Origin of the sequence: Luteimicrobium xylanilyticum, from assembly GCF_009429125.1 — a bacterium.
Lineage (GTDB): Bacteria > Actinomycetota > Actinomycetes > Actinomycetales > Cellulomonadaceae > Luteimicrobium > Luteimicrobium xylanilyticum.
This window is the reverse complement of sequence record NZ_CP045529.1, coordinates 513,566-540,556: the sequence shown is the minus strand read 5'-3', so window position 1 is coordinate 540,556 and position 26,991 is coordinate 513,566. Positions and strand designations below refer to the sequence as shown.

The window sequence follows — 26,991 nt, the reverse complement described above, 5'->3', positions numbered from 1 at the left end:
GAACCCGGGGGCTGTGCACAGGCGCGGGATCGTGGCCGGGTCCGGCGTCCACACGTCGGCGGTCGCTGCTACGGTCCGGGACATGACGACGACGGCGCAGCCCCCGGCTCTCTTCGAGGTGCCGCGTACGGGTCGTCTGTTCGTCCATACGTCGGAGCGTGCGGACGTGCTCGTCGGGGAGCTGGCCGCGGTGCTCGCGGCGGACCCGCCGGCCGACCCGTTCGCCGCCGAGGTCGTGGCCGTCCCGACGCGAGGCGTCGAGCGGTGGGTCGCGCAGCGGCTGTCGCACCGGCTGGGGGCGCTCGGGATCGGGGTGGGCGGCGAGGCGGGCGTCTGCGCGAACGTCGTCTTCGACTCGCCGTCGCGCGTGCTGCACCGGGTCGTGGCGACCGCGAGCGGCATCGACCCCGACGCCGACCCGTGGGACCGCGAGCGCCTCGCGTGGCACGTGCTGCGGGTGGTCGACGCCGCGGTCGCGGCCGGCGAGGCCTGGGCCGCGCCGCTGGCCCGCTTCCTCACGGACCCGCCGGGTCAGGCGGCGTCCGACGGCGTCCGCGAGGCCCGGCGCATGCGTCTTGCCCAGCGTGTCGCGGCCCTGTTCGCGGCGTACGGCTCGCAGCGGCCGTCGCTGGTGACGTCGTGGGCCGACGGGACCGACGACGACGGCGCGGGCGGGCCGCTCCCACCGGACCTGGCGTGGCAGCCGCCGCTGTGGCGCGCGGTGCGCGAGGCCGCGGGAGTGCCCAGCCCGGCCGAACGGCTGGCCTCGGCGACGGCCGTGCTCCGCGACGACCCGGACGCCGTGGACCTGCCGGCCCGGCTGTCCGTGTTCGGGCCCACCCGTCTTCCGGAGTCGGAGCTCGACGTCCTCGACGCCCTCGGTGCGCATCGCGAGGTGCACCTGTGGCTCCCCCATCCCTCGCCCGCGCTGTGGCGTCGCGCGACCGGCGGCGTCGACGGCGACGGGCCCGGCGGGGCACGCCCGGCGCCGCGCCGCGCGGACGTCGCGGTCTCCGCGCGGCACCCGCTGCTCGGCTCGCTGGGCCGCGACGCGACCGAGCTGAGCCTGCGCCTGGCCGCCCGCGGGGTCGAGGCGAGGCACCACCCAGCGCCGACGCCCCCGGAGACGGTCCTCGGGGCTCTCCAGGCGTCGCTCCGGGCGGACGAGCGCCCTGATCCTGGGTCACGGCTCGTCGCCCCCGACGACGACCGGACCATCCAGGTGCACGCGTGCCACGGCCGGTCCCGGCAGGTGGAGGTGCTCCGCGAGGCCGTCGTCGGGCTGCTGGCCGACGACCCGACGCTCCAGCCGCGCGACGTCGTCGTGCTGTGCCCGGACGTCGAGGCGTTCGCGCCGCTGGTCAACGCGACGTTCGGAGCCACGTTCGACCGGGACACGACCGACGACGCCGACCCGCACCCGGGCCGCACCCTGCGTGTCCGGATCGCGGACCGGGCGCCGGCGCGCACCAACCCGATGCTGCGCGTCGTCTCCGACCTGCTGACGCTCGCAGGGTCGCGCGTGACGGCGTCGGCGGTCGTGGATCTCGCGGGTCTCGAGGCGGTGCGCCGCCGGTTCGGGTTCGACGACGACGCCCTCGAGCGGCTCCGGGCGTGGACGCTCGCGTCCGGGGTGCGGTGGGGCGAGGACGCGGCCCGGCGCAGCCGGTTCGGGGTGCGGGTCGGGCAGGGGACCTGGGCCGCGGCCATGGACCGGCTGCTGCTGGGCGTCGCCATGTCCGACGACGACTACCGCCACCTCGACGCGACGCTCCCGCTCGACGATGTCGGCAGCACGGAGGTCGACCTCGCGGGCCGGTTCGCGGAGCTCGTCGACCGCCTCACGGGCCTGCTGGCGGAGCTCGAGGGCACCCGGCCGGCGACGGCGTGGTTCGACACGCTGGACCGGGCGCTCGTCCTGCTCGCCGACACGGCTCCCGCAGATCAGTGGCAGCGGGTCGAGGCGCGCGGCGTCCTGGCCGACGCGCGCGCTGCGGCGAGCACCGCGGCGTCGCCGGACGGCGGGGCGCTCCTGCGCCTGCCCGACGTCGTCGCGCTGCTCGAGCGGCGGCTCGCCGGTCGTCCCACGCGGGCCGGGTTCCGTACGGGTGCGCTCACGGTGTGCTCGCTCGAGCCGATGCGCGCCGTCCCGCACCGCGTCGTGTGCCTGCTGGGTCTCGACGACACCGCGTTCCCGCGGGTCGGCGCCGTGAGCGGCGACGACGCGCTCGCCCGTGACCCTCTCGTCGGCGAGCGTGACCGCAGGTCCGAGGACCGCCAGCTCTTCCTCGACGCCGTCCTCGCCGCGACCGACCACCTCGTCGTCGTCCACTCGGGTGCCGACGAGCGGACCGGCCGCCCGCTGCCGCCGGCCGTCCCGGTGGGCGAGCTCCTCGACTCGGTCGACGAGTGCGTCGTCTTTCCCGGGGGCCCGGGCGGTGCGCCGCGCGACGCGCGCGCGGCGCTCGTCGTGCACCACCCGCTGCAGACCGTCGACGAGCGGAACTTCGTGCCGGGCGCGCTGGGGCGCCGCGGGCCGTTCAGCTTCGACGACCTGGAGCGGCGCGCAGCCTTCGTGGGTCGCCGTGAACGGGTCGGCCGGCGGCCGCTCCTCGACTCGCCCTTGTCTCCGGTCCTCGACGACGACGCGACGGTGGGCCTCGAGGGCACGACCGGCCTCGTCCCGACGCTCGAGCACCCGGCGAAGGCCTTCGTCCGCGGGCGGCTGGGCGTGTCGTTGCCCCGCGACGAGGACGACCTCGAGGACCGGCTGCCGCTCGAGCTCGACAGCCTCGACGGGTGGGCCGCGGGCGACCGCATCCTCGCGGCCGTCCTCGACGGCGGTGACCTCGACGTCGCCGCGAGCGCCGAGCGGCTGCGCGGACGGATGCCCCCGGGGCGGCTCGGCTCGGCGGCGCTGCAGGGCATCACGGACAACGTGGCTGCGGTCGCCGCCGAGTCAGCGCCCTTCGTACGGGTCCCGGCAGCGACGCTCGACGTCACCGTGTCGCTGCCGGACGGACGGACCGTCACCGGGACCGTGCCGGGCATCCGGCGGGGCGGCGAGCATGCGGGGCACAGCGGGACGGTCGTGCGGGCGCTGTACTCGCGCCTCGCCGCCAAGCACCGGCTGCGTGCCTGGGTGCAGCTCCTCGCGCTGGTGGCGGGCGGCGCGCCCGTGACGTCCGCCGTCACGATCGGCCGCGGTCAGGGGCGCCGTCCGTCCGCGGTCGCTCGGCGGCTGGTCGCCCCCAGCCGCGACGAGGCCCGCGAGCTGCTCGCGGGGCTCGTCGCGGTGCGCGACCTCGCGCTCCGTGAGCCCCTGCCGCTGCCCGTCGACCAGGCCGAGCGGTACGCGAGCCGGCGCGCCGACGGCGAGGAGCCGGGGGTGATCCTGCGCGACCTCGACGACCGCATGGTCGCCGACCGGCGGTTCCGTGGACCTGACGCGTTCGAGGCGCTCGCGTGGGGTGACGGCTGGCGCCTGTCCGCGGTCGCGGGGCTCCCGTCCGACGACGAGCGCGGCCTCGTCCCCGGCGAGCCGACCCGGTTCGGGGTGCTCGCGCGCGCCGTGTGGGACCCGTTGCTGGCGCACGAGAGGGCGGAGGGGTCCGCATGAGCGCGGGCACGACGGACCCGACCACCGGGCTGGGCGCCGTGGACGTCCCGGACGTCTTCGACGTCTGCGGACCGTTGCCCCAGGGCACGACGGTCCTGGAGGCCAGCGCGGGGACGGGCAAGACCTTCACCATCGCGGCGCTGGTCACCCGGTACGTCGCGGAGGGCCTCGCGGAGCTCCCGCAGCTCCTCGTGGTGACGTTCGGCCGGATGGCGACGAGCGAGCTGCGGGACCGGGTGCGCGAACGGCTCGTCACGACCGAGCGGGCCCTGCGGGGGCCCGGCGCGCGCACGAGCGAGGACCCCGTCGTGCGGCTGCTCGCCGACGTCGACGACGACGAGCTCGCACGCCGCCGGGACCGGCTCGCGGTCGCGCTCACCCAGGTCGACGCGGCCACCATCACCACGACGCACGGGTTCTGCCAGCAGATGCTCGCCGCCCTGGGGACGTCGACGTCGGGCGGCGTCGTCGAACCCGGGACGCCGCTGCTGCCGGACGTCGCGGACCTCGAGGCCGAGGTCGTCGACGACCTGTACGTGCGCAAGTACGCGGGCACGGACCAGGCCGCGCTCACCGTGAAGGACGCGCGCGCCGTCGTCCGGAACGCGATCTCGGACCACGCGGCCGTCCTCGCGCCCGACGACGCCCCGCCCGGCAGCGCGGCCGCCGACCGGTTCGGTATCGCCGGGGCCGCGCGGAGGGAGCTCGACCGGCGCAAGCGGGTCGCGCACCTGCTCGACTACGACGACCTGCTCGTCCTCCTGCGCGACGCGCTCACCGACCCGGTCTCCGGCGCGGCAGCCGTCGATCGCGTGCGCGACCGGTACCGGATCGTGCTCGTCGACGAGTTCCAGGACACGGACCCGGTCCAGTGGGAGATCCTGCGCGCCGCGTTCCACGAGCGCCCCGAGGAGGTCGGCGCGCTCGTCCTCGTCGGCGACCCGAAGCAGGCGATCTACGCGTTCCGCGGCGCCGACGTGCACACGTACCTCGCGGCGCGCGCCGACGCGGCCGCGTCGACCCTCGGACGGAACTGGCGCACCGACGCGCCGGTGCTCGAGGGGCTGTCGCACCTGTTCGGGGGCGCCGCGCTCGGCGACCCGCGCATCGTCGTGCACCCCGTGGACGCGGCCCGGCAGGGCCGCCGGCTGGACGGCGGTGCACCCGTGGTGGTGCGGCGGGTCACCCGGACAGCCGTCGGCGCCCAGCCCGGCGGCGGGAAGGCGCCGCGCGTCGACGGGGTCCGTGAGCTGGTCGTCGCCGACGTGGCGACGCAGGTCGTGCGGACGCTGGAGACGGCGCGCCTCCGCTCCGCCGAGCCCGGCGATCCCTCCGGAACGGGCTGGCGCCCGACCGTCCCGGGCGACGTGGCCGTGCTGGTTCGCACCAACGGCCAGGCACTGGCCGTGCGTGAGGCGCTGACGGGCGCCGGGGTGCCCGCGGTGATCTCGGGCCTGTCGAGCGTCTTCGGGTCGCCCGCGGCCCGCGACTGGCTCGTGCTGCTGAGCGCGCTCGCGAGCACGGGCGACGCGGCGAAGGTCGCGGCCGTGGCCCTCACGCCCTTCGTCGGGTGGGACGCGGACCGGCTGGCCGCGGCCGACGACGCGGCTCGTGAGGACCTCGCCGACCTCCTGCGGGCGTGGTCGCACGTGCTCGACGAGCAGGGCGTCGCGGCCCTCGTCGAGGCGACGACGGCGCACGGCCTCCACGAGCGGCTCCTGCGCCGGGTCGACGGCGAGCGCACGCTCACGGACGTGCGGCACGTCGCGGAGGTCCTGCACGCCGCGGCGCGCGACGCCGGTCTCGGCGCGGCGGCGCTCGTCGAGTGGCTGCGCGGCCGCATCGACGACGCGTCGTCGGACTACGCGGAGGAACGCAGCCGCCGGCTCGAGACCGATGCGGCCGCCGTGCAGGTCGTGACGGTGCACGCCGCGAAGGGTCTCGAGTACCCGGTCGTGCTCGTGCCGTTCGGGTGGGACCGGTTCGTCCCGCGCGACCCCGCCGTCCTCCACTTCCACGACGACGACGGCACGCGGCGCCTGCACGTGGGCGGCCCCCGGAGCCCGGGCTACGACGAGGCCCTGCGCCGGCACCGCGCCGAGGAGGCCGGCGAGGACCTGCGGCTCGCGTACGTCGCGCTGACCCGCGCGTCGAGCCAGGTCGTCCTGTGGTGGGCGCCGAGCACGGTCTCGGGTGCCGGTGCCGTCGGGCGGCTGGTGCTCGCCGAACGCGACCTCGACAGGAGCCTGAAGGACACGGCGCCCGTGCCCTCCGACGCGGACGCCCAGCGGGCGTTCGATGCCCTCGCCACGGAGAGCGGCGGCACCATCCAGCACGAGACCGTCGACGCGCGACCTCAGGCGCCGCGCTGGGCACCGCCTCCGAGCGATCGCCCCGACCTCGAGGTGGGTCGCCTGGGCCGTACCGTCGACACCGCGTGGCGGCGCACCTCGTACTCGGGGCTCACCGCCGCCGCGCACGACGCCGGTCCCGCGTCGTCAGCGGACTCCGGCGCCCGTGCGTCGGCAGGGGTCGCGGACGAGCCCGAGAACCCCGGCATCACCGACGAGCCCGACGAGCCGACCGAGGCTGTCGAGGGGCTCGGCGTGGCGCTGCCGGAGCCCCGTGACGAGGCCGAGGAGGCTCTGCGCTCCGTGGCCTCCCCGCTCACGGACCTGCCCGGCGGGACGGCGTTCGGCACGCTCGTCCACGCCGTCCTCGAGCACACCGACACGACCGCCGCCGACCTGCTCGCCGAGGTCCGCGCGCGCTGCGAGGAGACCGGCCTCGCGCCGGGGATCGGCGTCCAGCCCACGCGGCTCGCCGAGGCCCTGCTGCCCGTGCTGCACACGCCGTGCGGTCCGCTGCTGGGCGGACGGACCCTCGCGGACCTCGCACCGGCCGACCGGCTCGCCGAGCTCGACTTCGAGCTGCCGCTCGCGGGCGGCGACCTCGGTGGTCCGGGCGACGGCGCCGGTGCGCGCGCGCCGCGGCTCCGCGACGTCGCCGACCTGCTGCGCACCCACCTCGACCCGGACGACGTGTTCGCGCCCTACGCCGAGCGCCTCGACGAGCTCGGCACCGAGGAGGCGCGCGGCTACCTCACGGGCAGCATCGACGCCGTCCTGCGTGTCGCCGCCGAGCCACCGGCCACCGGCGCCCCCACCGGACCCACACCTGCGGCGACGCACCCCGCAGACTGCCGGTACGTCGTCGTCGACTACAAGACGAACCGGCTCGCGCCGCCCGACGAACCCGTCACGGCGTGGCACTACCGGCCCGACGCGCTGGTCGCGGGGATGATCGACTCCCACTACCCGCTGCAGCTCCTGCTCTACACGGTCGCGCTGCACCGGTACCTGCGCTGGCGGCTCCCCGGCTACGACCCCGACCGGAACCTCGGGGGCGGCGTGTACCTGTACGTGCGCGGCATGTGCGGGCCGGAGACTCCCGTGGTGGACGGCTGGCCGTGCGGGGTGCTGTCGTGGCGACCGCCGACGTCGCTCGTCGTCGCACTGTCGGCGCTGCTGGACGGAGGACGGTCATGAGCGCGATCACGGCCGAGATCGACGGCGACCCCCGTGCGCCGTGGCGTGCGGGTGTGCTGCTCGGCGAGTTCGCCCGGGCGGGCGTGCTGACGTCCGCGGACGTCAGCACCGCCGAGCGGCTCGGACGACTGACGGGCGAGGCCGACGAGACCGTGCACCTGGCCGCGGCCCTCGCGGTGCGGGCGCTGCGGTCCGGCTCGGCGTGCGTGGACCTGCGCGACGTGCGGACGCTCGTCGCCGAGGACGTCACCGACGACGCCGGCACGAGCAGCGCCGCGGGCTTCCGAGCCGTCGACGACGACGCCCCCGCGCTCGTCGACCTCCCCTGGCCCGACGACGCGGCGTGGGAGAGCGCGCTGCGGCGCAGCCCGATGGTCGCGGACGGCGTCGGTGGCCCGCCCGACCGGCCGGTGCGCCTCGTGGACCACCGGCTCTACCTCGACCGGTACTGGCGCGACGAGCAGGTCGTCCGCGCCGCGGTCGAGGAACGGCTCGCGTCGCCCCTCCCCGTCGACGAGCCCGCCCTCGAGGCCGCGCTCACGCGGTACTTCCCGGGCGGGGCCGACGACCGGCAGCGGCTCGCCGCCGCCACGGCCGCCCGGTCCCGCCTCACCGTGCTCACGGGCGGCCCCGGCACGGGCAAGACGACGACGGTCGCGCGCCTCGTCGCGACCCTCCGGGACGTGCTCGACGGGCCGGCCGCGCAGCCGGGTGCCGGCACTCCGGCCCCGCTGCGCGTCGCGTTCTGCGCACCCACCGGAAAGGCCGCCGCGCGCCTCCAGGAGGCCGTCGACACCGAGCTCGCCCGGCTGGGCGCCGGGTCGGTGCACGCCACGACGATCCACCGGCTCCTCGGGTCGCGGCCCGGCTCCCGGACGCGGTTCCGCCACGACCGGACGAACCGGCTCCCGCACGACGTCGTCGTCATGGACGAGGCGTCGATGGTGTCGCTGCCGCTGCTCGCGCGGGTCCTCGAGGCGCTGCGGCCCGACGCGCGGCTCGTCCTCGTCGGGGACCGTCACCAGCTCGCGTCGGTCGAGGTGGGCGCCGTCCTGGGGGACCTCGTGGACCGGCTCGCGTCGCCCGTCGGCGCGGCTCGTGTGCCCGACACGCTCGCCGACCTCGACACCGGACCGGACGCGGCGGCGGCGGGGGCGCACCCGGGGGCGGTCGTCGAGCTGGTGGTGCGGCACCGGTTCGGCGAGGAGCTCGGGGCGCTCGCCGACGCGATCAACGCGGGCCGCGCCGACGACGCGCTCGCGCTCCTGCGCGCGGGCGGGACGCACGTGGAGTTCGTCGAGCTCGCGGACGACGTGGTCCGTGAGACCGATGTGCCGCAGGTCCGGGACGACGTCGCCGCCGCCGGCTCCGCCGTGACCGCGGCCGCCCAGGCGGGCGACGCCGCCGCCGCGCTCACCGCGCTGGGCACGCACCGTCTGCTCGTCGCGCACCGCCGCGGCCCGGCGGGTGTCGTCCGGTGGGCGGCGCTCGCGCAGGGCTGGGTCGCGGAGGCGACGGGGCTGCGCGAGACGGGTCCGTGGCCGGTCGGCCGACCGGTGCTGGTGACCACCAACGACCGCACGACGGGCCTCTCGAACGGCGACACCGGCGTGGTCCTCGACGACGGCGAGGGTGGCGTCGTGGTGGCGTTCGGCGAGCCGGGGAGCCCGCGCCTCGTCAGGCCGCACCGTCTGCCCGCCGTCGAGCCGGTGCACGCGATGACGGTGCACCGGGCGCAGGGCAGCCAGTTCACGCACGTCTCGGTGGTGCTGCCCGGCGCCGACTCGCCCCTGCTGACCCGTGAGCTCCTCTACACGGCGGTCACGCGTGCGCAGGAGCTGGTGCGCGTCGTCGGGACGGCCGACGCGGTGCGAGCGGCGGTGTCGCGGCCCGTCCGCCGGGCGAGCGGCCTGCGCTTCGCCCGCTGACGACGCCGCGGCGCCGTCAGCGTCGTAGCGCGTCCGCGAGTGCTGCGACCCGCGCGTGCGCCTCCGCCATCCCCGGCAGAGCGCGCCGCGGATCGTCCGGGTCCCGCCCGGACAGCAGCGCGTCGAGGTACCGACGATCGGCCTCGAGCCGAGCCACGCCGTCCGACGTCGGCCGCCCGTGCCCCGGCACGACGACGCGCGCTCGCGCCACGTAGGGGGCGAGGCGGTCGAGCCCGGCGAGGTAGGCGGGCAGGTCGTCGGGCTCGAACGGGAGGGGCAGCTCGACGTCGCTCAGCATGTCGCCGGCGAGCAGCACCCGGGCGCCGCCGAGCCAGACGGCCGCGTGACCGGGCGCGTGGGCGTCGTGCACGACGAGCTCCGGCTCCCCCGGCAGCCCGGCAGGCGGCACGGGGAACGAGCGCACCTCTCCGACGAGGTCCAGCAGCTCGGACGTCCAGGGGTCGCTGCCGACGTCCGCGGACCCTTCGCCGTCGGTCACGGCGACCTGGAGCGCGGCGCGCCGGGCCTGCACGAGCTCGACCGTGCGGGGAGAGGCCCAGCGCGGGACGTCGCCGAACCGCGGGTGCCAGAGCAGGTGGTCGTGGTGGGCGTGGGTCGCGATCCCGGCGACGACGTGGAGTCCTCGGGTGTCGATCTCGTCGGCGAGCGCGGCCAGCTCGTCGGGGTGCCAGGCCGGGTCGACGAGGAGCGCGTCACGGCCGTGCACGACGACGGTCGACGTGGTCGTCATCGTCCGGCTGGTGGCGACGAGCACCCCCGGCGCGACCTCGACGAGCTCCCGTGGCACGGCGCGAACCTAGCGGGCACAACGGCCGAGCGCCACCCACCGGCGTGCTCCCGGGGCACCCGTGCACAGCGCCCGTCCGGCCCGACGCACGCCAGGCTGTCGCGCACCAGACTCCCCGCATGACACCGACCACGACGAGGCCCGCGGCCCGACGCCAGCCACCCGGGCGTCGCACCGACCACCCGAGCCCTCCCCCCATCGCGCGCCACGTGCCCGCGCTGCGCGCGGTCTGGCAGGCGCACCTCGAGCAGCACGACCCCGAGGACTGCGTCCGCTTCGGGACGCCCGCTCCGGACCACCACCACGGGCGCCTCCTCGGGTCCACGGTCCCCGAGCTCGTCGAGCCGTTCGTGCGCGGCCTGCTCGTCGACCCGCCGGGCCCGACGGACATCGTCCCCTTCACCCGCCTGGACGGCGAGGCAGCCGGCGAGCTGCTCGACGTGCTCTCGCCGTCCGACCTCGACGGGCGTCAGAACGACGCCCCGACGCTCCGCGCGATCCTCGAGGCGACCGCCACCCGCCCCGACCGGTTGGACGTCCACGGCTACGCCGTCGGGCCTGGTCGCTGCGACGAGCGCGTCACTGCGGAGGGCGTGCACGTCCGGTTCGACGACGACGTCCGGCTGCCCCGCCGCCACGACGACGGGTGCGACTGCGAGCGGCTGTGGTCGTACGTGGTCGACGAGCTCGGTCTCGACGACGACGGCGCGCGTCGCCCGGACGAGATCGTCCCCGTGTATCGGGCGGACGACGAGCGGTGGTGGCGGCTGTGGTGGGACTGATGCGGACGACGTGGCAGACGCTCGCCGCGCGGGCACGGCGCCGCGACCGGGCGGTCGCCGGCGTCGCGGCGGCGGTCCTGGTCGCGGGCGTGCTCGCGGCGGCGCTCGCCACGCACGACACCCCGGCCCGCCCGATGACGGCCGCGGTCCCCTCGTCCAGCGACGCCCGCGCGCCGCAGGCCCACACCTCGGCACCCGACCGGAACGGTGGGACGGAGGGGCGCCCGGCGCGCCCGGCTCGGCCCGCAGCGCTCGAACGCTCGGACGAGCGGGGCGCGTCGGCGGCCGCCGTCTACGTCCTCGAGCTCGAGCCGTACGGTCTCCTCAGCGGGGACTGGCACGACTTCGCCGCCCTGTGCTCGACCGAGAGCGGCTGGTGCCAGGACAAGGCCGCGTCGATGCGGCTCGTCGAGGCCGGCGTGGTGCGGTACGTCGGGTGCGCGATGCGAGCCGAGGCGGTGCGGACGACCCCGACGGACGCACCCGACACCTTCGTGGTCACCGTGGCCCAACGCCAGGAAGCGTGCGTCCGGCACGAGGCGGCGAGCACCGACCCGCCGACCCGCGGCGACCCGTCCGCTGCGCCCGCCGCAGGCGACGGGGTCGACGTCTACAGCGGGAACGACGACCCGGACTCCCTGCCCGACCTCCTCGACATCACGGTGCGGCACGGCGGCGAAGGCTGGCAGGTGGTGCGCGCGAGCCTCGCGTGACCGGCTGCCGCGTCGCCCTGCACCGCGCCGGAGCCCGAGGTGGTCAGGCGTCCGCGAGGAACGCGCGGACCCCGGTGACGACGAGCTCGTGGTCCTCGTGCTGCGTGAGCCCGGACACGGCGACCGAGCCGACCACGCCCACCCCGGCGACCCGCACGGGGAACGCTCCCCCGGCGGCCGCGTACTCGAGGAACGGGAGCTCGTGCGCCTGCCCGAACGTGCGCCCGCGCGCCACCTCGCGCAGGTTCGCCAGGTACGTCGACACGCCGAACCGGGCGACGACCCGTGCCTTGCGCTGCACCCACGAGTCGTTGTGCGCGCTGGTCCCGTCGAGGGCGGCGTGGAAGAGCTGCTGCTCCCCGCGGCGGACGTCCACGACCACGGCCAGGCCCTCGGCCCGGGCGCGCTCGACGAGCAGGCAGCCCAGCCGCCAGGCGTCGTCGTTGGTGAAGGTCCGGAACACGAGCTCGCGCTCCTGCTCCTGCAGTGCCGCGATGGTCGCGGACAGGTCGGCGTCGGGCATCGGGGTGGGGTTCGCGTCCGCGGTCATGGACGCATCGTGCCACCGGTCGCGGGGGCGCCGCGCAGCGCCGGCCCCGCCGGCCGTCAGCCCGCCGTGCCCGCCGAAGGGCACCACGCCGCGACCGAGCACCCGCCGCAGTTCGGCTTGCGCGCGAAGCAGCACCGGCGCCCGTGGAAGATCAGCCGGTGCGACATCATGGTCCACTCCGGCCGCTCGATGAGATCGCCCAGTGCGGTCTCGATCTTCACCGGGTCCGTCTCCTCCGTCCAGCCGAGCCGGCGGGACACCCGCTTCACGTGCGTGTCCACCGTGATCCCCGGCACCCCGAACGCGTTTCCCAGCACCACGTTCGCGGTCTTTCGGCCCACGCCCGGCAGCGTCACCAGGTCCTCCAGCCGACCCGGCACCTCGCCGTCGAAACGCTCCACGAGCGCCTGCCCCAGGCCCATGAGCGACGCCGACTTCGCCCGGAAGAACCCGAGCGGCTTGAGGATGCCCTCGAGCTCCTCGCGGTCGGCGCCCGCGTACGCCGCGGCGTCCGGGAACCGGCGGAACAGCGTCGGCGTCACCTGGTTCACGCGCACGTCCGTCGTCTGCGCCGACAGGACCGTCGCGACCAGCAGCTCCAACGGGTTCGTGAAGTCCAGCTCGCACCGGGCGTCCGGGTAGGTCTCCGCGAGCTCCCGGTCCACCCGCCGCGCCCGACGGACCAGGCCCAGGTGCGTCGTCGGCGGCTTCGCCGGGACGATGCGCGGCGCCGCAGCGGACGAGGAACCCTTCGGGGATGCGGCCATGGCGCCACCCTACGGCGCAGCCACCGACATCGCGGAGGGCCGGACGTTGTGGTTCCGCGCGAAGAGGTTGTCGGGGTCGTAGCGACGCTTGACCTCCGCGAGCCGCTCGTACGTCGCCGCCGGATAGACCGCCGCCACGTCGCCCTCGGCCGCGCCGGTGAGGAAGTTCGCGTACGACCCGCCGACGTGCGGCGCCAACCGCGCCCAGAGCGAGTCGAGGCCCGGGACGGCGGCCTCCACCATCGGGGGCGGCCCGCCCACCGTCGTGGCGACCATGAGCTCGGCGCTGCGGTGCGCGTAGGCCGTGGCGTCGTCGGCGACCCTCGACACCGCTCCCCCGACGCTCCGGACGGACACGGCGGGCGCACCCGGCGACGTCGCCGCGTCGGCGAGGACCCGCACGGCCTCGTCGACGCCGGACCGGTCCACGAACGCGTTCCGGCTGACGAACCGGACGCCCAGCGGCGGCAGCGCACCGTCCACGAGGACCTCTCCGAACGGCACGAGCGCGACGTCGTCCGCGAGCACCGTGCCGAGCGCACGGAGCGGGTCGATGGCCTCGGAGGCGAGCCGCACGTCGTCCCCGTCGAACACCACACCGACCGCGACGGGCGCGTCGGGACCACCCTCGAACGGGTTCGCGAGCTCGACGGTCGAGGTCAGCTCGAGCGGCGCGACGCGCAGGTGCTCGGCCCAGCCGTGGAGCACGTCGTGCGCTTCCGCCGCGGGGAACCGGATCGTCCCGTGGAACACCTCCGTCGTCGGGTGAGCCCGGAACTCGAACGCGGTCACGACCCCGAAGTTCCCGCCGCCACCGCGGAGAGCCCAGAACAGGTCCGGGTGCTCCGACTCGCTCGCGCGCAGCACCCGGCCGTCCGCCGTCACGACCTCCGCTGCGACCAGGTTGTCCAGCGCCAGCCCCCGGTTCCTCACCTTCCAGCCGATCCCGCCGCCCAGGGTGAGTCCGCCGACCCCGACGGACCGGGTGTCACCCGACGAGATCGCCGACCCGGACGACGCCAGCGCGTCCGCGACCGCACCCCACGTCGCGCCGCCCCCGACCCGGACGGTGTACCGCTCCCCGTCGACGACCTCGACGCCCCCGAGGTCCGCCAGGTCGAGGACGACACCGCCGTCGTTGGTGCAGAACCCGGCGAAGCCGTGGCCGCCCCCGCGCACCGAGAGCGGCACCCCGGCGTCGGAGGCGAGACGGAGCGCGGCCCGCACACCCTCCGCGCCACGCGGCCGGAGCACCGCCGCGGGGCTCCCCAGCGCGAGCAGCGCACGACGACCGGTCTCGTAGTCAGCGGTGGCCGGTCCGGCGACCACGCCCGGGAAGTCACGGGCAAAGGATTCGAGCGGCAGGTCCATGGGTTCGCTCCTGAGAGTCGTCACCCCGCCGCTGCGAGCGCCGGGGGTCGGTCGCAGGCGCGTCCGACGTCAGGAAGACGCGCGAGAGGCACGCGATGTGACCACCGGCCGCGCCGCCCGGCCCCGCCCGACACCCCTCGGGCCCGACCTGGCCGCATGACCTCGCAGGATGCGGCAGACTGTAGGTGACCGCGACGGCGTCGCGCCGGACAGCGGCCACCCCCAGCCGGCCCCCCAGAAGCACCGGCGACGACGACGAAGGACCAACGGCGTGGACGACGAGGTTGTTCTCAAAGCCCCCCTCTTCGCAACCATGGAACCCGAAGAGACGCGCAAGCTCTTCGAGTCGATGCAGAAGGTCACGCTCGGTCGTGGCGACGTCCTCTTCCACGAGGGCGAACCCGGCGACCGTCTCTACGTGATCGCGCGAGGCAAGATCAAGCTCGGACGCCGAGCGCCCGACGGGCGCGAGAACCTCCTGTCCGTGCTCGGCCCCGGGGAGATGTTCGGCGAGCTCTCCCTCTTCGACCCCGGGCCCCGCACCGCCACCGCGTCCGCCGTGTCCGACGCGCTGCTCTACGAGCTCCACAACAAGCAGCTCATCGCGTGGCTCACCGAGCACCCCGGCGTCTCCAGCCACCTGCTGCGCGCGCTCGCGCAGCGCCTGCGTCGCACCAACGACTCGCTCGCCGACCTCGTCTTCTCCGACGTCCCCGGCCGCGTCGCCAAGGCGCTCCTCGACCTCGCGAGCAAGTTCGGCGAACCCACCGCCGACGGCGTCCGCGTCGCCCACGACCTCACGCAGGAAGAGCTCGCACAGCTCGTCGGGGCGTCCCGCGAGACCGTCAACAAGGCCCTGGCGGACTTCACGCAGCGCCACTGGGTGAGGCGCGAGGGCCGGGCGGTCGTCCTCCTCGACGTGGACCGCCTGGAGCGTCGGGCTCGCTGAGCCCGACGCTCGGGTCGCCGCCGCCAGGCCCCGGCTCTGCGGTCGGGTCACCTCCGCGTCTCTCTGTACGCACGACGACGGCGGTCGCCCTCGGTGGGCGACCGCCGTCTCTCGTCGGGGTGCTCGGGGAGCAGGTGGCCGGTCACGACGCCGGCGCACCTCGGGTCAGGCCGGGAGCTCCGCGATCAGCTCGACCTCGACCGGGGAGTCCAGCGGGAGGACCGAGACGCCGACCGCGCTGCGGGCGTGGATCCCCGCGTCGTCGAACCACTCGCCCAGGGCCAGGCTCGCGCCGTTGACCACGCCCGGCTGACCCGTGAAGGACGGGTCGGACGCCACGAAGCCCGTGAGCTTCACGATGCGGACGCCGTCGAGCGAACCCGAGATCGAGCGGACCGCGGCGAGCGCGTTGAGGACGCACACGCGGGCCAGGGCTGCGGCGTCGGCGGGCGGGACCAGCCCCTCTCCCTCGCCGACCTTCCCCGTGACGGGGAGCGCGCCGTCCACGAACGGGAGCTGGCCGGACACGTAGACGTGGTTCCCGCTGCGGACCGCCGGGACGTACGCCGCGACCGGGGCGGCGACGTCGGGCAGGGTGATGCCGAGCTCCGCGAGCCGGGCCTCGACCGACGCCACAGGGCTCACTCCCCCGTCGGGCGCTTGAGGTAGGCGACCAGGCCGTTGCCGTCGGGGCCGGTCACCACCTGGACGAGCTCCCACCCGTCCGCGCCCCACTGGTCGAGCACAGCCTTGGTGTTGTGGATGATGAGGGGGATCGTCGCGTACTCCCAGGTCTTCGCCATGACCCGAGCGTAGCCGCGCCGCGCGAGGACGGCGCTCACACGAAACCCGCACAACCCCGTCGCGTTCACCGCCCGGGGAGGCGCAGGTGCCTCACGTAGCCTAGGCACCATGGCTTCTCCTGCGGCTCCGCCCTCTCGCCCCCGCGGCCACAAGGTCAACGCCTTCCAGCTCATCGCCCTGCTGCTCGCGTTCGTGCTCGTCGCGGGCGTCGGTGGCGTGCTCGCGGCCGGGTTGTTCATCCCCGCCGTGGCGGGCGCGAAGGCCGTCACCGACACCTCCATCGAGGTGTTCAACGACCTCCCGACGGAGCTCGAGCAGAAGCCGCTGCCGCAGACGTCGACGATCTACGCGAGCGACGGCAAGACCGTCCTGGCCCGGTTCTACGACCAGAACCGCACCGACGTCTCGCTCTCGAAGATCTCGAAGTACATGCAGAACGCCCAGGTGGCGGTCGAGGACAAGCGCTTCTACCAGCACGGCGGGATCGACGTCGAGGGCACGCTCCGTGCCCTGGTGAACAACGCGACGTCGGACGACACGCAGGGCGCGTCGACGCTGACGCAGCAGTACGTGAAGAACGTGCTCATCCAGAACGCGCTCGCCGAGACCGACCCCGCCAAGAAGGCGGCGGCGCTCGAGGCGGCTCGCGGCAAGACGAACGAGCGCAAGCTCCGTGAGGCGAAGCTCGCGATCTCGCTCGAGAAGAACATGACCAAGGACCAGATCCTCGAGGGCTACCTCAACATCGCCCAGTACGGCCTCAAGGTCTACGGCGTCGAGGCGGCCGCGGAGTACTACTTCTCGACGACGGCCGCGAAGCTCACCCCGGTCCAGGCGGCGACGATCGCCGGCATCACGCAGCGGCCGGGCGACTACGACCCGACCCTCCACCCCTCGGAGTCGCAGCGACGCCGGAACATCGTGCTGAACGACATGTACGCGCAGAACTACATCACCAAGAAGCAGTACGACGAAGCCGTCGCGACGCCGATCAAGAAGTCGTTGAAGATCGACAAGGCGTCGATCACGAACGGCTGCCAGCCCGCCACCGCGGCCGCGCTGTTCTGCGACTACGTGACCCGCGTCATCTCCAACAACGACGACGGCGCCTTCACCTCGTGGGGCAAGACGGCCGACGCGCGGCTCGACGCCCTGAAGAAGGGTGGCTACAAGATCGTCACGACGATCAACCTCCGGGACCAGAAGATCGCGACCAAGAAGGTCCGCAACGCCGTCCCGGTCGGGAAGAAGTCGACGACGACGAACAAGCAGGGGAAGGTCGTCAAGCTCCAGCTCGAGAGTGCTCTGGCGTCCGTCGAACCTGGCACAGGCAAGATCATCGCGCTGGCCCAGAATCGCCCGTTCGACGGCTCGGCCGAGCCGATCAAGAACGGATCTTCCGTGAACTTCGCGGCGGACCAGGACCATGGTGGCTCGAAGGGCTTCTCCCCGGGCTCAAGCTTCAAGGTCTTCGTCCTGGCGGAGTGGCTGAAGGAGGGCCACTCGCTCTACTCCACGGTGAACGGGACTCCGCGGACGTTCCCCACCTCGGCGTTCCACGCTTCCTGCATTCGTGGATGGAGCCCCTGGACCGTGGGCAACTCGGACGGCAGCGAGACGGGCAATATGACCGTCCTGCGGGCCACGTACGACTCCGTCAACGCTGCGTACGGGGACATGGAGACCCGTCTCGACATGTGCGGGATCGCCAAGACCGCGGAATCGATGGGCTTCCGCGGTTCGGAGAGCGGTAAGTCGAAGGTCGAGGTGACGGGCCCGTCGATGGCGCTCGGCACGCAGAACACCTCTCCGCTCCAGCAGGCCGCGGCCTACGCGACCCTCGCGTCGGACGGCACGTACTGCGAGCCGGTCGCGATCACCTCGATCACCAACGCCAAGGGCAAGAAGCTCCAGGTTCCGAGCGCCCACTGCGACTCGAACGCCCTCGACCCCAAGATCGCGTCGACCATCACGTTTGCACTGTCCAACGTGTTGAAGGGCGGCTCCGCGAAGGGCAACGAGCTTGCGGACGGCCGAACGGCGGTCGGCAAGACCGGAACCGCGCAGCGGTCGAAGGCCGTCTGGTTCGTCGGCTACACGCCGCAGCTCTCGACGGCGGTCGTCGTCACGAACGCCGAGTACGAGATCGACCTCCACAACGTCACGGTCGCAGGATCCAAGTACGTCCCGACCGAGCAGCGGTGGATGTACGGCGGCACGATCTCGGCGCCGACGTGGAAGGCCTACATGGACGAGGCCCTCAAGGGCGAGCCCAACGAGGCCTTCCCCTCCCCCGACTCGAGCCTTGTCGGCAAGCCGCAGACGGTCACGCCCCCGAAGAGCTCCGACGACGACAAGGGCAAGGACTCCGACACGGGCGACGACGACAAGGGCGACGACGACAAGAGTGACACCAAGAGCGACGACAAGAAGGAAGACCTCGGGGACCGCATCAAGGACCTCCTGAACGGCGGCGGGTCGAAGGACGACGGCGGCGGCGACAAGCACGGCGGGGGCAAGTAGCCGGTGACCGCGGGACGACGCGCGCTCGGCGCGCTGGGGCTCGTGGCGGCGTCGGGTGCGGCAGGGCTGGGGTACGCGCTGTGGGAGGCGCGCCAGTACACGCTGCGGGACAGGACCGTCCCGGTCCTGCCACCGGGTCAGCCCGACCTGACGATCCTCCACTTCTCCGACCTGCACCTGGTCCCGACCCAGGCGGACAAGATCGCGTGGGTGCGTGACCTGGCGTCGCTACGCCCGGACTTCGTCGTGGACACGGGCGACAACATGGCCCACCGCGACGCGCTGCGACCGTTGCTCCACGCGCTCGAGCCGTTGATGAGCACGCCCGGTGCCTTTGTCATGGGCTCGAACGACTACTACGCGCCCATGCCGAAGAACCCGGCGCGCTACCTCAAGCGGGACGCCCGCAAGGGTCCGGTCGTGAACCCGCCGAACCTCCCGGCTGCCGCCCTCGCCGCCGCACTGCGGGGGGCGGGCTGGAAGGACCTGACGAACCGGCGCGACGTCGTCGACCTCGACGACCGCCCCGACGGCGCCGCACGGCGGATCGAGCTGGTCGGCGTCGACGACCCGCACCTCGACCGCGACGTGTTTCCGCCCCGCGTCCCCGCGTCGGTTCCGCCGCACGCATGGACGGACGCCCCGGACGGGGATCCCTCAACCGGCGTCGGTAGCACCGCCGAACCGCTCGTGAGGCTCGGCGTCACGCACGCCCCGTACGTCCGCGTCCTCGACCAGATGTACGACGACGGCGCCGAGCTGATCCTCGCAGGCCACACCCACGGCGGGCAGCTCTGCGTCCCGGGCTACGGCGCGCTCGTCACCAACTGCGACGTCGACCGCGAGCGCGCGAGCGGCCTCCACGGCTGGCCGGGCGCCCGCCCGGACACCCCGGCGGGCGCCGGCTCGACGTGGCTCAACGTGTGCGCCGGGCTCGGCACCAGCCCGTACACGCCGGTCCGCTTCGCCTGCCGCCCGGAGGCGGTCCTGCTGCGCTTGACCGCACGAGCCTGACGGGAACGGTCGCTCGCCTGACGCTCCTGGCCGAGGTCAGCTCGTCAGCGACGTGAGGTCGTCGAGGCCGCCGGGGAGGATGTCGCCCGCGGGAGGCGCGGTGACCGTCACGGGCTCGCCCCAGTGGCTGAAGGTCATGTCGACCTTCGCGCCCGAGACGTCGGCGTCCACCTTCCGCACGAGGTCGTCGCCGTCGACCCAGTACGTGTACGTGATGGTCTTCGGCAGCGAGGCGCCGGTCGACCCGAGCTGACTCTTGAGCGCACCGCCGAGCTTCGCCGTGTCGACGGTGACGACGTACTTCTGGGCCTCGACGCCGTCGACCGTCTCGGGCGAGCCGCTCTGCTTCACCGACGCGATGGCGCCCTTGAGCGCCTCGACCTGCTGCGTCGGGTCGGCTCCGTCGATCATCCCGCTGAACTGCGATGCGAGCGGGTTGGTCGTGTCCTTCGGGTCGACCTTGATCCACTTGTCCTTCGACAGCGTGCCCAGGTTCATGTAGACGATGCCGTCGACGGCGCGGACCTTCATGGTGGACATGCCGGGGATGGTCATGGTCTCGTCCATCGCGGGCGTGGAGCCGCCGAGGTCGACCTTGCCCTCGACCGCGACCTTCTGACCCGCGAGCGTCGTCGTCATCGCGAGCTGGACGGACTTCTTCTCCTTCTGGGCCGCGGCGATCCGCTCGGCGAAGTCGTCGGCCGTGAGCGCCGTCGTCTGCGCTGCGCCGCCGTCCGCGGCCGACGTCGAGCCCGCCGCAGACGTTGCCGCAGACGTCGCGGGCGACGCGTCGGTCGCGGCGTCGCCACCACCTCCGGAGCAGCCGGCGAGGGTCAGCGTTGCCCCGACCGCGAGCGCGGCCAGGCCGTAGAGAGGACGACGACGCACAGGAACCTCCGGGTCGGTGCAGAGCGGACTCCGCCCACCGTACCGGGCGCGAGGCCCAGTCCGAGGCCCGCGCCCGCACCGGTCCGGTTGCCGCGCCCGTTCGGAGCGCCCTACGTTGCACGGACGCGCCTGCCCTCCGGGCGCGACCACCCAGCGAGGAGGCACCGTGCCGAGCTCTCTGCCTCCCGTCGGCGCACCCCCGCCCACGCCGCCGACGTACGGGCGCGTCCTCGTCACCGGCGCCGCCGGCCTGATCGGCAGGGCCGTCCTGTGGCGCCTCGCCTCGCGCGGGATCCCGGTGACGGCGCTCGTGCGCGACGACCCGGGCGACCTCGCGACCGGCCACGGACCCGACGCCGCTCCGACGACCTGCGACCGGGTCGTCGTCGGCGACGCGGCCGACCCGCGGGTGGTGACGCACGCGCTCGACGGCGTGGACGCGGTCGTGCACCTGGCCGCCATCCCGGCCCCGACGCAGGGCAGCGCCCAGGAGGTTTTCACGACCAACACCGCGTCGACCTTTGCCGTCCTCGAGGGCGCGGGGGCGGCGGGTGTGGGGCACGTCGTGGTCGCGGGCAGCATCAACGCCGTCGGCCTGCGCTTCTCCCCCGTCCCGACGGTGCCCGCGTACCTGCCGCTCGACGCCGACGTCCCGACGCGTGCGGCCGACCCGTACGCGCTGTCGAAGGTCGCCGACGAGGCCACGGCGCACGCGATGCACCGCCGGCACGGCACGACGATCAGCGTGCTGCGCTATCCCATGGTCGGCGGGCTCGGGGAGGTCCCGGGCCTCGACGACCGGCTCACCGCGTTCGTCTCGGGGACGGGCTTCGACCTCGGCGTCACCGCGCGCGACCTGTGGTCGTACCTCGAGGTCCGGGACGCCGCGCGCGCCGCCGACCTGGCGCTCTCGCCCGCGGAGCCCGGGGTGCACGTCACGTTCGTCGCCGCTCCGACGACGTACGCCGCCCACCGCACCAGCGACCTCCTGGCCCGCTACTGGCCGGGGGTCGAGGTGCGCCGTCCGCTGCCGGGTCGGACGGTACCGCTGGACCTCGAGCCCGCGCGTCGGCTGTTCGGCTTCGAGGCCGAGCACGTCCTCGACCTCCCCGAGCTCGACCTCCCGTGACCGCCCCGCCCCCGGCCGGGAGATCGGATTTCGTCGAGGGGCCGCGCGTCGGCTATCCTGGGCAGGCTCCGGAAGCGGTTCGTCCTTCGTGACGAGCGCCCGGCGCACGACCTCGGGGTGTGGCGCAGCTTGGTAGCGCGCCTCGTTCGGGACGAGGAGGTCGCAGGTTCAAATCCTGTCACCCCGACTAGCCGGAAGGCCCGGAACCGCAACGGTTCCGGGCCTTCCGTCGTTCTCGGGCGGCGCCGACGGCGCGCTCGCGCCGTCGGCTCAGCGCGGCGCGCGGAACTGCTCGGGCCGTTCGCGCGGCGCGTCGGCGAGCGCCCGCACGACGCCCTCGGCGTCCAGGTCCGCTCCGTACACGGGCGTCCCGGGCTGCTGCCGCCAGGACTCGGCCAGCGGGCCGGCGTCGACCGGATCGAACCCGAGCGCGTCCACGACCTCGGACACGAGCTGCCGACCGTCGTCGTCGCCCGCGATCGGCAGCGCGATCCGGCCCGCGGCCCCGGGCGCCGTGCCCCGGTCGCGCAGGTGCGTCCAGTTGATGCCGTTGAAGACCTTGAACACCGGAACCCCGAGCACCGACGACACCCACACGCTCTCCGGGACGTCCGCGTCCTCGATGCCGTCGATCCGGCCGTCGCGCTGCCAGTAGTAGTTGTTCGTCTCGATCACCGGCGCACCTGGGCGCCGCGCGTCGACGATCCCGGGCGCGAGGTCCGGCACCGCACGCTCCGGGATGCTGATGATCACCAGCTCGGCGTCGTCGGCCGCGTCCTTCGCCCACACGGCGGTCGCCCCCGTCTCGGCCGCGAGGTCCGCCAGCGTCTCCGGCGCCCGCGAGTTCGCGACTCGCACGTCGTGCCCCAGCGCGGTGAGCCGCCGCGTGAGCGTCCCGCCGATCTTGCCCGCTCCGATGATGCCTATCCGCACGGTGCTCTCCTTCTCGTCGAGGTCACCTGCTGCAATCACGACGAGCGCGGCGATGTTCCGGCCGGTACCTCCCCCGCGGCGTCGTCGGGCACGCGCGAGTGCCGCTTCCCGTACCAGAAGTAGATGATGAACCCGATCACCATCCAGACGAGGAACCGCAGCCACGTCTCGACCGGCAGGTTGAGCATGAGGTAGAGGCACGCGAGGACGGAGGCGATCGGCAGCACGGGTACCCACGGGACCCGGAACGCGCGCTCGAGGTCAGGCCGGGTGCGGCGCAGCACGATCACCCCGATCGACACGACGACGAACGCGAACAGCGTCCCGATGTTCACGAGCTCCGCGAGCGCCGACAGCGGGATGAACGCCGCGAGCACGGCCACGACGACGCCGATCAGGATCGTGATCCGGTACGGCGTGCGGAACGTGGGGTGCACGGTGGCGAGGCCGCGGGGCACGAGGTTGTCGCGGGACATCGCGAACAGCACCCGCGACTGGCCGAGCATGAGGATCATGACGACGGTCGTCAGGCCGGCGAGCGCCCCGACCGTGATGATCGTCGCGGCCCAGTTCGCGCCGACGGACTTGAACGCCTCCGCGAGAGGCGCGTCCGGGTTGAGCTCCGTGTACTTCTGCATGCCGACGACGACGAGCGACACCCCGACGTAGAGCGCGGTGCAGATCACCAGAGAGCCGATGATCCCCCGAGGCACGTCGCGCTGGGGCTTGCGGGTCTCCTCCGCGGCCGTCGCGACGACGTCGAACCCGATGAACGCGAAGAACACGATGGCGGCGGCGGTGAAGATGCCGACGACGCCGAAGTTGGCCGGTGCGCTCCCGAGGATCGTCTGCCAGAGCGTGGCCTGGAGGCCGCTGGTGTCGGGGGCGGGCGTCGACGGCGGGACGAACGGGTGGTAGTTCGCCGCCTTGACGAAGAAGAGCCCGGCGACGATCACGAAGAGCACGATCGCGACCTTGATCGCGACGATCACCGAGTTGACGCGCGCCGACAGCTTCACCCCGAGCACGAGCACGACCGTGAGGACCAGGACGACGAGCAGCGCCGGCAGGTCCATGAACGCCCCGTCGCCGCCCGCGATCGACGCGGGCAGGTGCCACCCGATCGTGTCGAGCAGGCTCGAGAAGTACTGCGACCAGCCGACCGCGACCACCGCCGCACCGAGCGCCATCTCGAGCAGCAGGTCCCAGCCGATGATCCACGCGACGATCTCGCCCGACGTCGCGTACGCGAACGTGTACGCGCTGCCGGCCACCGGGACGGTCGAGGCGAGCTCGGCGTAGCAGAGCGCCGCGAGCCCGCACACGATCCCCGCGACCACGAAGGAGAGGGCGACCGCGGGTCCGGCGTGCTCCTTCGCCGCGAGACCGGTGAGCACGAAGATCCCGGTCCCGATGATGACGCCCACCCCGAACACGGTGAGGTCGAGGGCGGACAGCTCGCGCTTGAGCTGGTGCTCGGACTCGTCGGCGTCGGCCATCGACGCCTCGACGGACTTCGTGCGGAACACGCTCATAGCCACTCCCTCGGGACGAGGACGGTCGGTGACCTGCGGTTCCACTGTCGCGCGGGCGGTCGACCTCGGCAAACGCTCGAGGTCCGACGGCACCCACGAAGCGCCGCTAAGGTGACCCGGTGCGCATCGCCTTCGTCGTCGTCCCCGCCCTCGTCGCGCTCGTGCTGCTCTGGATGATCGTCGGGGCAGTCCGAGAGATCAGCGCCGTGCGGGCGCTGCAGCGCTCCGGCCAGGAGTCGCGCGGAACCGTCGTCGCCAGTCACGTCAGCCACTCGACGACCGGGACCGGCGACGACCGGCGGGTGAGCTCGACCCTCGTCGAGACCGTCGAGTTCCCGACGCTCGACGGACGCCGGATCCGCGCCGTCCCGACCTACTCGGACATCGGGATGCTCGACCGGTCCGGCCAGGACGTGCGGGTCCTCTACGACCCCGAACGGCCCGAACGCTTCATCGCGCCGAGCGGGGCACGGATGGGGACCGGGTCGGCCGGGGTCCGCGTCGTCGTCGCCATCGTCTTCCTCGTGCTGGTCGGCGGCTTCGTGGTGTTCTCGCAGAGCCTGCTGAACAGCTCCCCGTTCTGACCCTCCCGCCGCGACCGACCCGGAGGACCGCCGTGCCCACCACCCCCGACCCGCTCGCCGGCGACGTGCCGAACGAGCCCACGCCGCGCACCGGCTGGCGCCGGTTCACGCCGTGGCTCGCCGCGCTGCTCGCCGTCGTCGTGGTCGTGGGCTGGCAGGTGCTCTCGCGCAACCCGTCGCTCGAGGTCGAGGGCACGAGCTGGAGCTCGCCCGCCACCGTCAGCTGCGACGGCGTCGGTGTCTCGCTCCACGGGTCCACGGACGAGAACGTCACCGACGGCTCGGCGCTCTACGCCGTGGCCGTGCGCAACACGTCGCAGTTCCCCGTCAAGGTGTCGGCCGACTCGACGGCCGACCTGCGGGTGTCCTTCACCGACGTCGTCGAGGCCGGCGACGCGCCGGGCACCTTCCCGCCGGACACGAGCGCTTCGGTGTCCGTCCCGACCGGGAAGTCCGTGTACCTGGTCGTCTCGGCCGCGTCTCCCGCGCCGAAGCCCGCGACCGGCACGACGACGGCCCTCGAGCAGGTGGAGCTCCACACCACGACGCTCGGCACGACGACGTCGCAGTCGTTTGCGCTTCCCGAGCGGGTCGTGCTCTACGGCGGGTCGACCCCGCCTGCAGAATACCGCTGCTCGTGATCCGCCGACGGGACCGGGGGGACAGCACCGTCGAGGTCGTCGTCGACGACCCCGACGACGCCACGTCGGCGAGTCCACCCGCCCGCCGGATCAAGCATCCGTGGCGCTGGACTACGGCACTCGTCGTGGTCGTCGCCCTGGCCCTCGCCGCCGTGCAGTGGCAGCGCCTCGGCCGCGACGTGGACGTCGTCGACGCAGGCGTGGGCTGGACGGACGCCCCGGTCCTGATGTGCTCCGGCGGGAGCCGGGCGGCAGTGCAGGAGGCAAGACCCGACAGAACCGGCGAGGAGGACGTCACGCACCTCGCCGACGACCCGCACGACGTGGTCACGCTGACGAACCGCGGCCGATGGCCGGTCACGCTCCGACTGACTGACGCACGGCGAGGTGCGTTCGAGGCCGACTCGGTCGGGCGGACACCGACCCCGACGACGGCTACCCCGGACGAGCCCAACGGTCTCCCGACACCGACCGCGACCACGATCACAGACGAGGTCAGCGTCACGGCGGGATCGAGCGTGCGCCTGCGCCTCGTGTACCCGGTGCTCACGATCACGGGTGAGGGCACCGGAACGGCCCGCATGGACTCGATCGGGCTGCGTGTGACGTCGCTGGGGGTCACCACCACCCAGGTCGTAACCCTCGCGCTTCCGCTCTACACCTGGGTGACGGGCACCGGAGCCGCGACCGGGCAAGCCTCTCCCCTGATCCTCGCCGAGGAGATCTGCGCCGAGCCGACCGACTGACGCCGCGCCACGCTCGGGCTCAGCGCTCCGGAACCTCCCGCTGGTCGGGCCCGGCGTACGCGGACAGCGGCCGGATGAGCGCGTTGTGCGCGTGCTGCTCCATGACGTGCGCGGTCCACCCGACGACACGGGCCGCGACGAACAGCGGCGTGAACGTCGGGGTGTCGAAGCCCATGACGTGGTACGCGGGGCCGGTCGGGTAGTCGAGGTTCGGCAGGATCCCCTTGCGCTCGGTCATGGCGGCCTCGAGCGCGTCGTACAGCTCGGCGAGGTCCTGGCGCCCGGTGTGCTCGAGGAGCTCGTCGAGGGACGCCTTCATGGTGGGGACGCGGGAGTCGCCGTGCTTGTACACGCGGTGCCCGAAGCCCATGATCTTGCGCCGCTCCGCGAGCGCCTCGTCGAGCCAGGTCTCGGCGCGGTCGGCGGTGCCGATCTCCTCGAACGTCGCCATGACGGCCTCGTTGGCGCCGCCGTGCAGCGCACCCTTGAGCGCCCCGACGGCGCCGGTGACGGCCGAGTGCAGGTCGGACAGCGTCGACGCGATGACCCGGGCGGTGAACGTGGACGCGTTGAACGAGTGCTCGGCGTACAGGACCATCGAGACCTCGAACGCCCGCACGACGACCGGGTCGGGCACCTCGCCGAACGTCAGCCAGAGGAAGCTCTCGGCGTACGACAGGTCGTCGCGCGGTTCGACCTCCGGGAGTCCGTGGCGGCGCCGCTGGTCCAGCGCGACGACGGCGGGCAGCACGGCCCACAGTCGCAGCGCCTTGGCCTGCTCCGCCTCGGGCGACGAGTCCTCGGCCTGCGGGTCGTTCGCGCCGTGCACCGACACCGCGGTGCGCACGACGTCCATGGGGTGGCACGTCGTCGGGAGCGCGAGGACGGCGTCGCGGACCACCGGTGCCAGGGCTCGCGACGCCCGCTCGGTGGCGGTCTGCTCGGCGAGCTGCGCCGTCGTCGGGAGCTCGCCGTGCCACAGGAGGTACGCGACCTCCTCGAACGACGCGTGGGCCGCGAGGTCCTGGACGGGGTACCCGCGGTAGAGCAGCGAGTTGGTGTCGGGGTTGACCTTCGAGATCGCGGTCTCGTCGGCGATCACGCCGACGAGACCCTTGCGGATCGCGGGGGCGTCGGCGGTGCTGGTGGTGCCGGTCAT

The 26,991-nt window shown here is 74.0% G+C and carries 22 protein-coding genes and 1 tRNA gene; 13 read left to right on the top strand and 10 right to left on the bottom strand.

Annotation, left to right across the window (positions count from 1 at the left end):
• Positions 1-82: 82 nt before the first annotated feature.
• The 3 genes from recC to recD are packed head-to-tail and all read left to right on the top strand — an operon-like array spanning position 83 to position 9,095.
• Positions 83-3,619: an exodeoxyribonuclease V subunit gamma gene (gene recC / locus KDY119_RS02365; protein ID WP_153021872.1), complete on the top strand. Its 3,537-nt coding sequence runs from the start codon at positions 83-85 to the stop codon at positions 3,617-3,619.
• Positions 3,616-7,167 (top strand): UvrD-helicase domain-containing protein, encoded by a 3,552-nt coding sequence (locus tag KDY119_RS02360; RefSeq protein WP_051136847.1) that lies wholly within the window; start codon positions 3,616-3,618, stop codon positions 7,165-7,167. Before recC ends, KDY119_RS02360 begins: the two co-directional genes overlap by 4 nt.
• A complete protein-coding gene (gene recD, locus KDY119_RS02355; RefSeq protein ID WP_153021871.1) occupies positions 7,164-9,095 on the top strand; it encodes an exodeoxyribonuclease V subunit alpha in 1,932 nt (643 codons plus the stop codon). The genes KDY119_RS02360 and recD overlap by 4 nt, the downstream gene beginning before the upstream one ends.
• Positions 9,096-9,111: 16 nt before the next feature.
• Here the strand turns inward: recD and KDY119_RS02350 are convergent, their stop codons facing one another.
• Positions 9,112-9,903, bottom strand: a complete 792-nt coding sequence (locus KDY119_RS02350; RefSeq protein ID WP_227994481.1) for an MBL fold metallo-hydrolase — start codon at positions 9,901-9,903, stop codon at positions 9,112-9,114.
• Between the two features lie 119 nt (positions 9,904-10,022).
• Here KDY119_RS02350 and KDY119_RS02345 point away from each other — a divergent pair, with 119 nt between their 5' ends.
• Positions 10,023-10,685 (top strand): hypothetical protein, encoded by a 663-nt coding sequence (locus tag KDY119_RS02345; protein WP_153021870.1) that lies wholly within the window; start codon positions 10,023-10,025, stop codon positions 10,683-10,685.
• Positions 10,685-11,398, top strand: a complete 714-nt coding sequence (locus KDY119_RS02340; RefSeq protein ID WP_194174314.1) for a DUF6318 family protein — start codon at positions 10,685-10,687, stop codon at positions 11,396-11,398. Before KDY119_RS02345 ends, KDY119_RS02340 begins: the two co-directional genes overlap by 1 nt.
• A gap of 43 nt (positions 11,399-11,441) precedes the next feature.
• On the opposite strand, the gene KDY119_RS02335 is transcribed toward KDY119_RS02340, so the two are convergent.
• The 3 genes from KDY119_RS02335 to KDY119_RS02325 are packed head-to-tail and all read right to left on the bottom strand — an operon-like array spanning position 11,442 to position 14,086.
• Positions 11,442-11,948, bottom strand: a complete 507-nt coding sequence (locus KDY119_RS02335; protein ID WP_227994480.1) for a heme-degrading domain-containing protein — start codon at positions 11,946-11,948, stop codon at positions 11,442-11,444.
• Between the two features lie 56 nt (positions 11,949-12,004).
• Positions 12,005-12,715: an endonuclease III gene (gene nth, locus KDY119_RS02330; protein ID WP_153021868.1), complete on the bottom strand. Its 711-nt coding sequence runs from the start codon at positions 12,713-12,715 to the stop codon at positions 12,005-12,007.
• Between the two features lie 9 nt (positions 12,716-12,724).
• Positions 12,725-14,086: an FAD-binding oxidoreductase gene (locus KDY119_RS02325; protein ID WP_036954680.1), complete on the bottom strand. Its 1,362-nt coding sequence runs from the start codon at positions 14,084-14,086 to the stop codon at positions 12,725-12,727.
• A gap of 271 nt (positions 14,087-14,357) precedes the next feature.
• Here KDY119_RS02325 and KDY119_RS02320 point away from each other — a divergent pair, with 271 nt between their 5' ends.
• A complete protein-coding gene (locus KDY119_RS02320) occupies positions 14,358-15,035 on the top strand; it encodes a Crp/Fnr family transcriptional regulator (RefSeq protein ID WP_036944235.1) in 678 nt (225 codons plus the stop codon).
• Positions 15,036-15,200: 165 nt separating this feature from the next.
• Here the strand turns inward: KDY119_RS02320 and KDY119_RS02315 are convergent, their stop codons facing one another.
• Entirely contained in the window at positions 15,201-15,671 is a 471-nt protein-coding gene (locus KDY119_RS02315) for a RidA family protein (protein ID WP_036954678.1), read from the bottom strand.
• Between the two features lie 5 nt (positions 15,672-15,676).
• Entirely contained in the window at positions 15,677-15,838 is a 162-nt protein-coding gene (locus KDY119_RS02310) for a DUF4177 domain-containing protein (RefSeq protein ID WP_085998081.1), read from the bottom strand.
• A 109-nt stretch (positions 15,839-15,947) separates the two neighbouring features.
• On the opposite strand from KDY119_RS02310, the gene KDY119_RS02305 reads away from it, so the two are divergent.
• Positions 15,948-18,362, top strand: a complete 2,415-nt coding sequence (locus tag KDY119_RS02305) for a transglycosylase domain-containing protein (RefSeq protein WP_051136949.1) — start codon at positions 15,948-15,950, stop codon at positions 18,360-18,362.
• A gap of 3 nt (positions 18,363-18,365) precedes the next feature.
• Complete coding sequence (locus KDY119_RS02300; RefSeq protein WP_036954673.1) at positions 18,366-19,376, top strand: metallophosphoesterase; 1,011 nt, start codon at positions 18,366-18,368, stop codon at positions 19,374-19,376.
• Positions 19,377-19,412: 36 nt separating this feature from the next.
• Here the strand turns inward: KDY119_RS02300 and KDY119_RS18805 are convergent, their stop codons facing one another.
• On the bottom strand, positions 19,413-20,264 hold the full coding sequence (locus tag KDY119_RS18805; RefSeq protein WP_036954670.1) for a DUF7537 family lipoprotein: 852 nt from the start codon (positions 20,262-20,264) through the stop codon (positions 19,413-19,415).
• A gap of 166 nt (positions 20,265-20,430) precedes the next feature.
• Between KDY119_RS18805 and KDY119_RS02290 the strand changes: the two genes are divergently transcribed.
• The gene (locus KDY119_RS02290; RefSeq protein ID WP_227994479.1) at positions 20,431-21,393 is read left to right on the top strand and encodes an NAD-dependent epimerase/dehydratase family protein; all 963 of its coding nucleotides are present in this window, start codon (positions 20,431-20,433) and stop codon (positions 21,391-21,393) included.
• A gap of 113 nt (positions 21,394-21,506) precedes the next feature.
• Positions 21,507-21,580: transfer RNA gene (locus KDY119_RS02285), tRNA-Pro, on the top strand.
• A gap of 83 nt (positions 21,581-21,663) precedes the next feature.
• Here the strand turns inward: KDY119_RS02285 and KDY119_RS02280 are convergent.
• Together KDY119_RS02280 and KDY119_RS02275 are read right to left on the bottom strand one after the other, a co-directional pair.
• Positions 21,664-22,365, bottom strand: a complete 702-nt coding sequence (locus tag KDY119_RS02280) for an NADPH-dependent F420 reductase (RefSeq protein WP_227994478.1) — start codon at positions 22,363-22,365, stop codon at positions 21,664-21,666.
• A complete protein-coding gene (locus KDY119_RS02275; protein WP_322619630.1) occupies positions 22,362-23,861 on the bottom strand; it encodes an amino acid permease in 1,500 nt (499 codons plus the stop codon). Before KDY119_RS02275 ends, KDY119_RS02280 begins: the two co-directional genes overlap by 4 nt.
• Positions 23,862-23,980: 119 nt before the next feature.
• Between KDY119_RS02275 and KDY119_RS02270 the strand changes: the two genes are divergently transcribed.
• Genes KDY119_RS02270 through KDY119_RS02260 form a run of 3 tightly spaced genes read left to right on the top strand, consistent with a single transcriptional unit; the run spans position 23,981 to position 25,832 of the window.
• Positions 23,981-24,445 (top strand): DUF3592 domain-containing protein, encoded by a 465-nt coding sequence (locus KDY119_RS02270; protein ID WP_036954663.1) that lies wholly within the window; start codon positions 23,981-23,983, stop codon positions 24,443-24,445.
• A gap of 32 nt (positions 24,446-24,477) precedes the next feature.
• A complete protein-coding gene (locus KDY119_RS02265; protein ID WP_036954660.1) occupies positions 24,478-25,086 on the top strand; it encodes a hypothetical protein in 609 nt (202 codons plus the stop codon).
• Positions 25,083-25,832: a hypothetical protein gene (locus KDY119_RS02260; protein WP_036954658.1), complete on the top strand. Its 750-nt coding sequence runs from the start codon at positions 25,083-25,085 to the stop codon at positions 25,830-25,832. The genes KDY119_RS02265 and KDY119_RS02260 overlap by 4 nt, the downstream gene beginning before the upstream one ends.
• Before the next feature lie 19 nt (positions 25,833-25,851).
• On the opposite strand, the gene KDY119_RS02255 is transcribed toward KDY119_RS02260, so the two are convergent.
• A complete protein-coding gene (locus tag KDY119_RS02255) occupies positions 25,852-26,991 on the bottom strand; it encodes a bifunctional 2-methylcitrate synthase/citrate synthase (RefSeq protein WP_051136948.1) in 1,140 nt (379 codons plus the stop codon).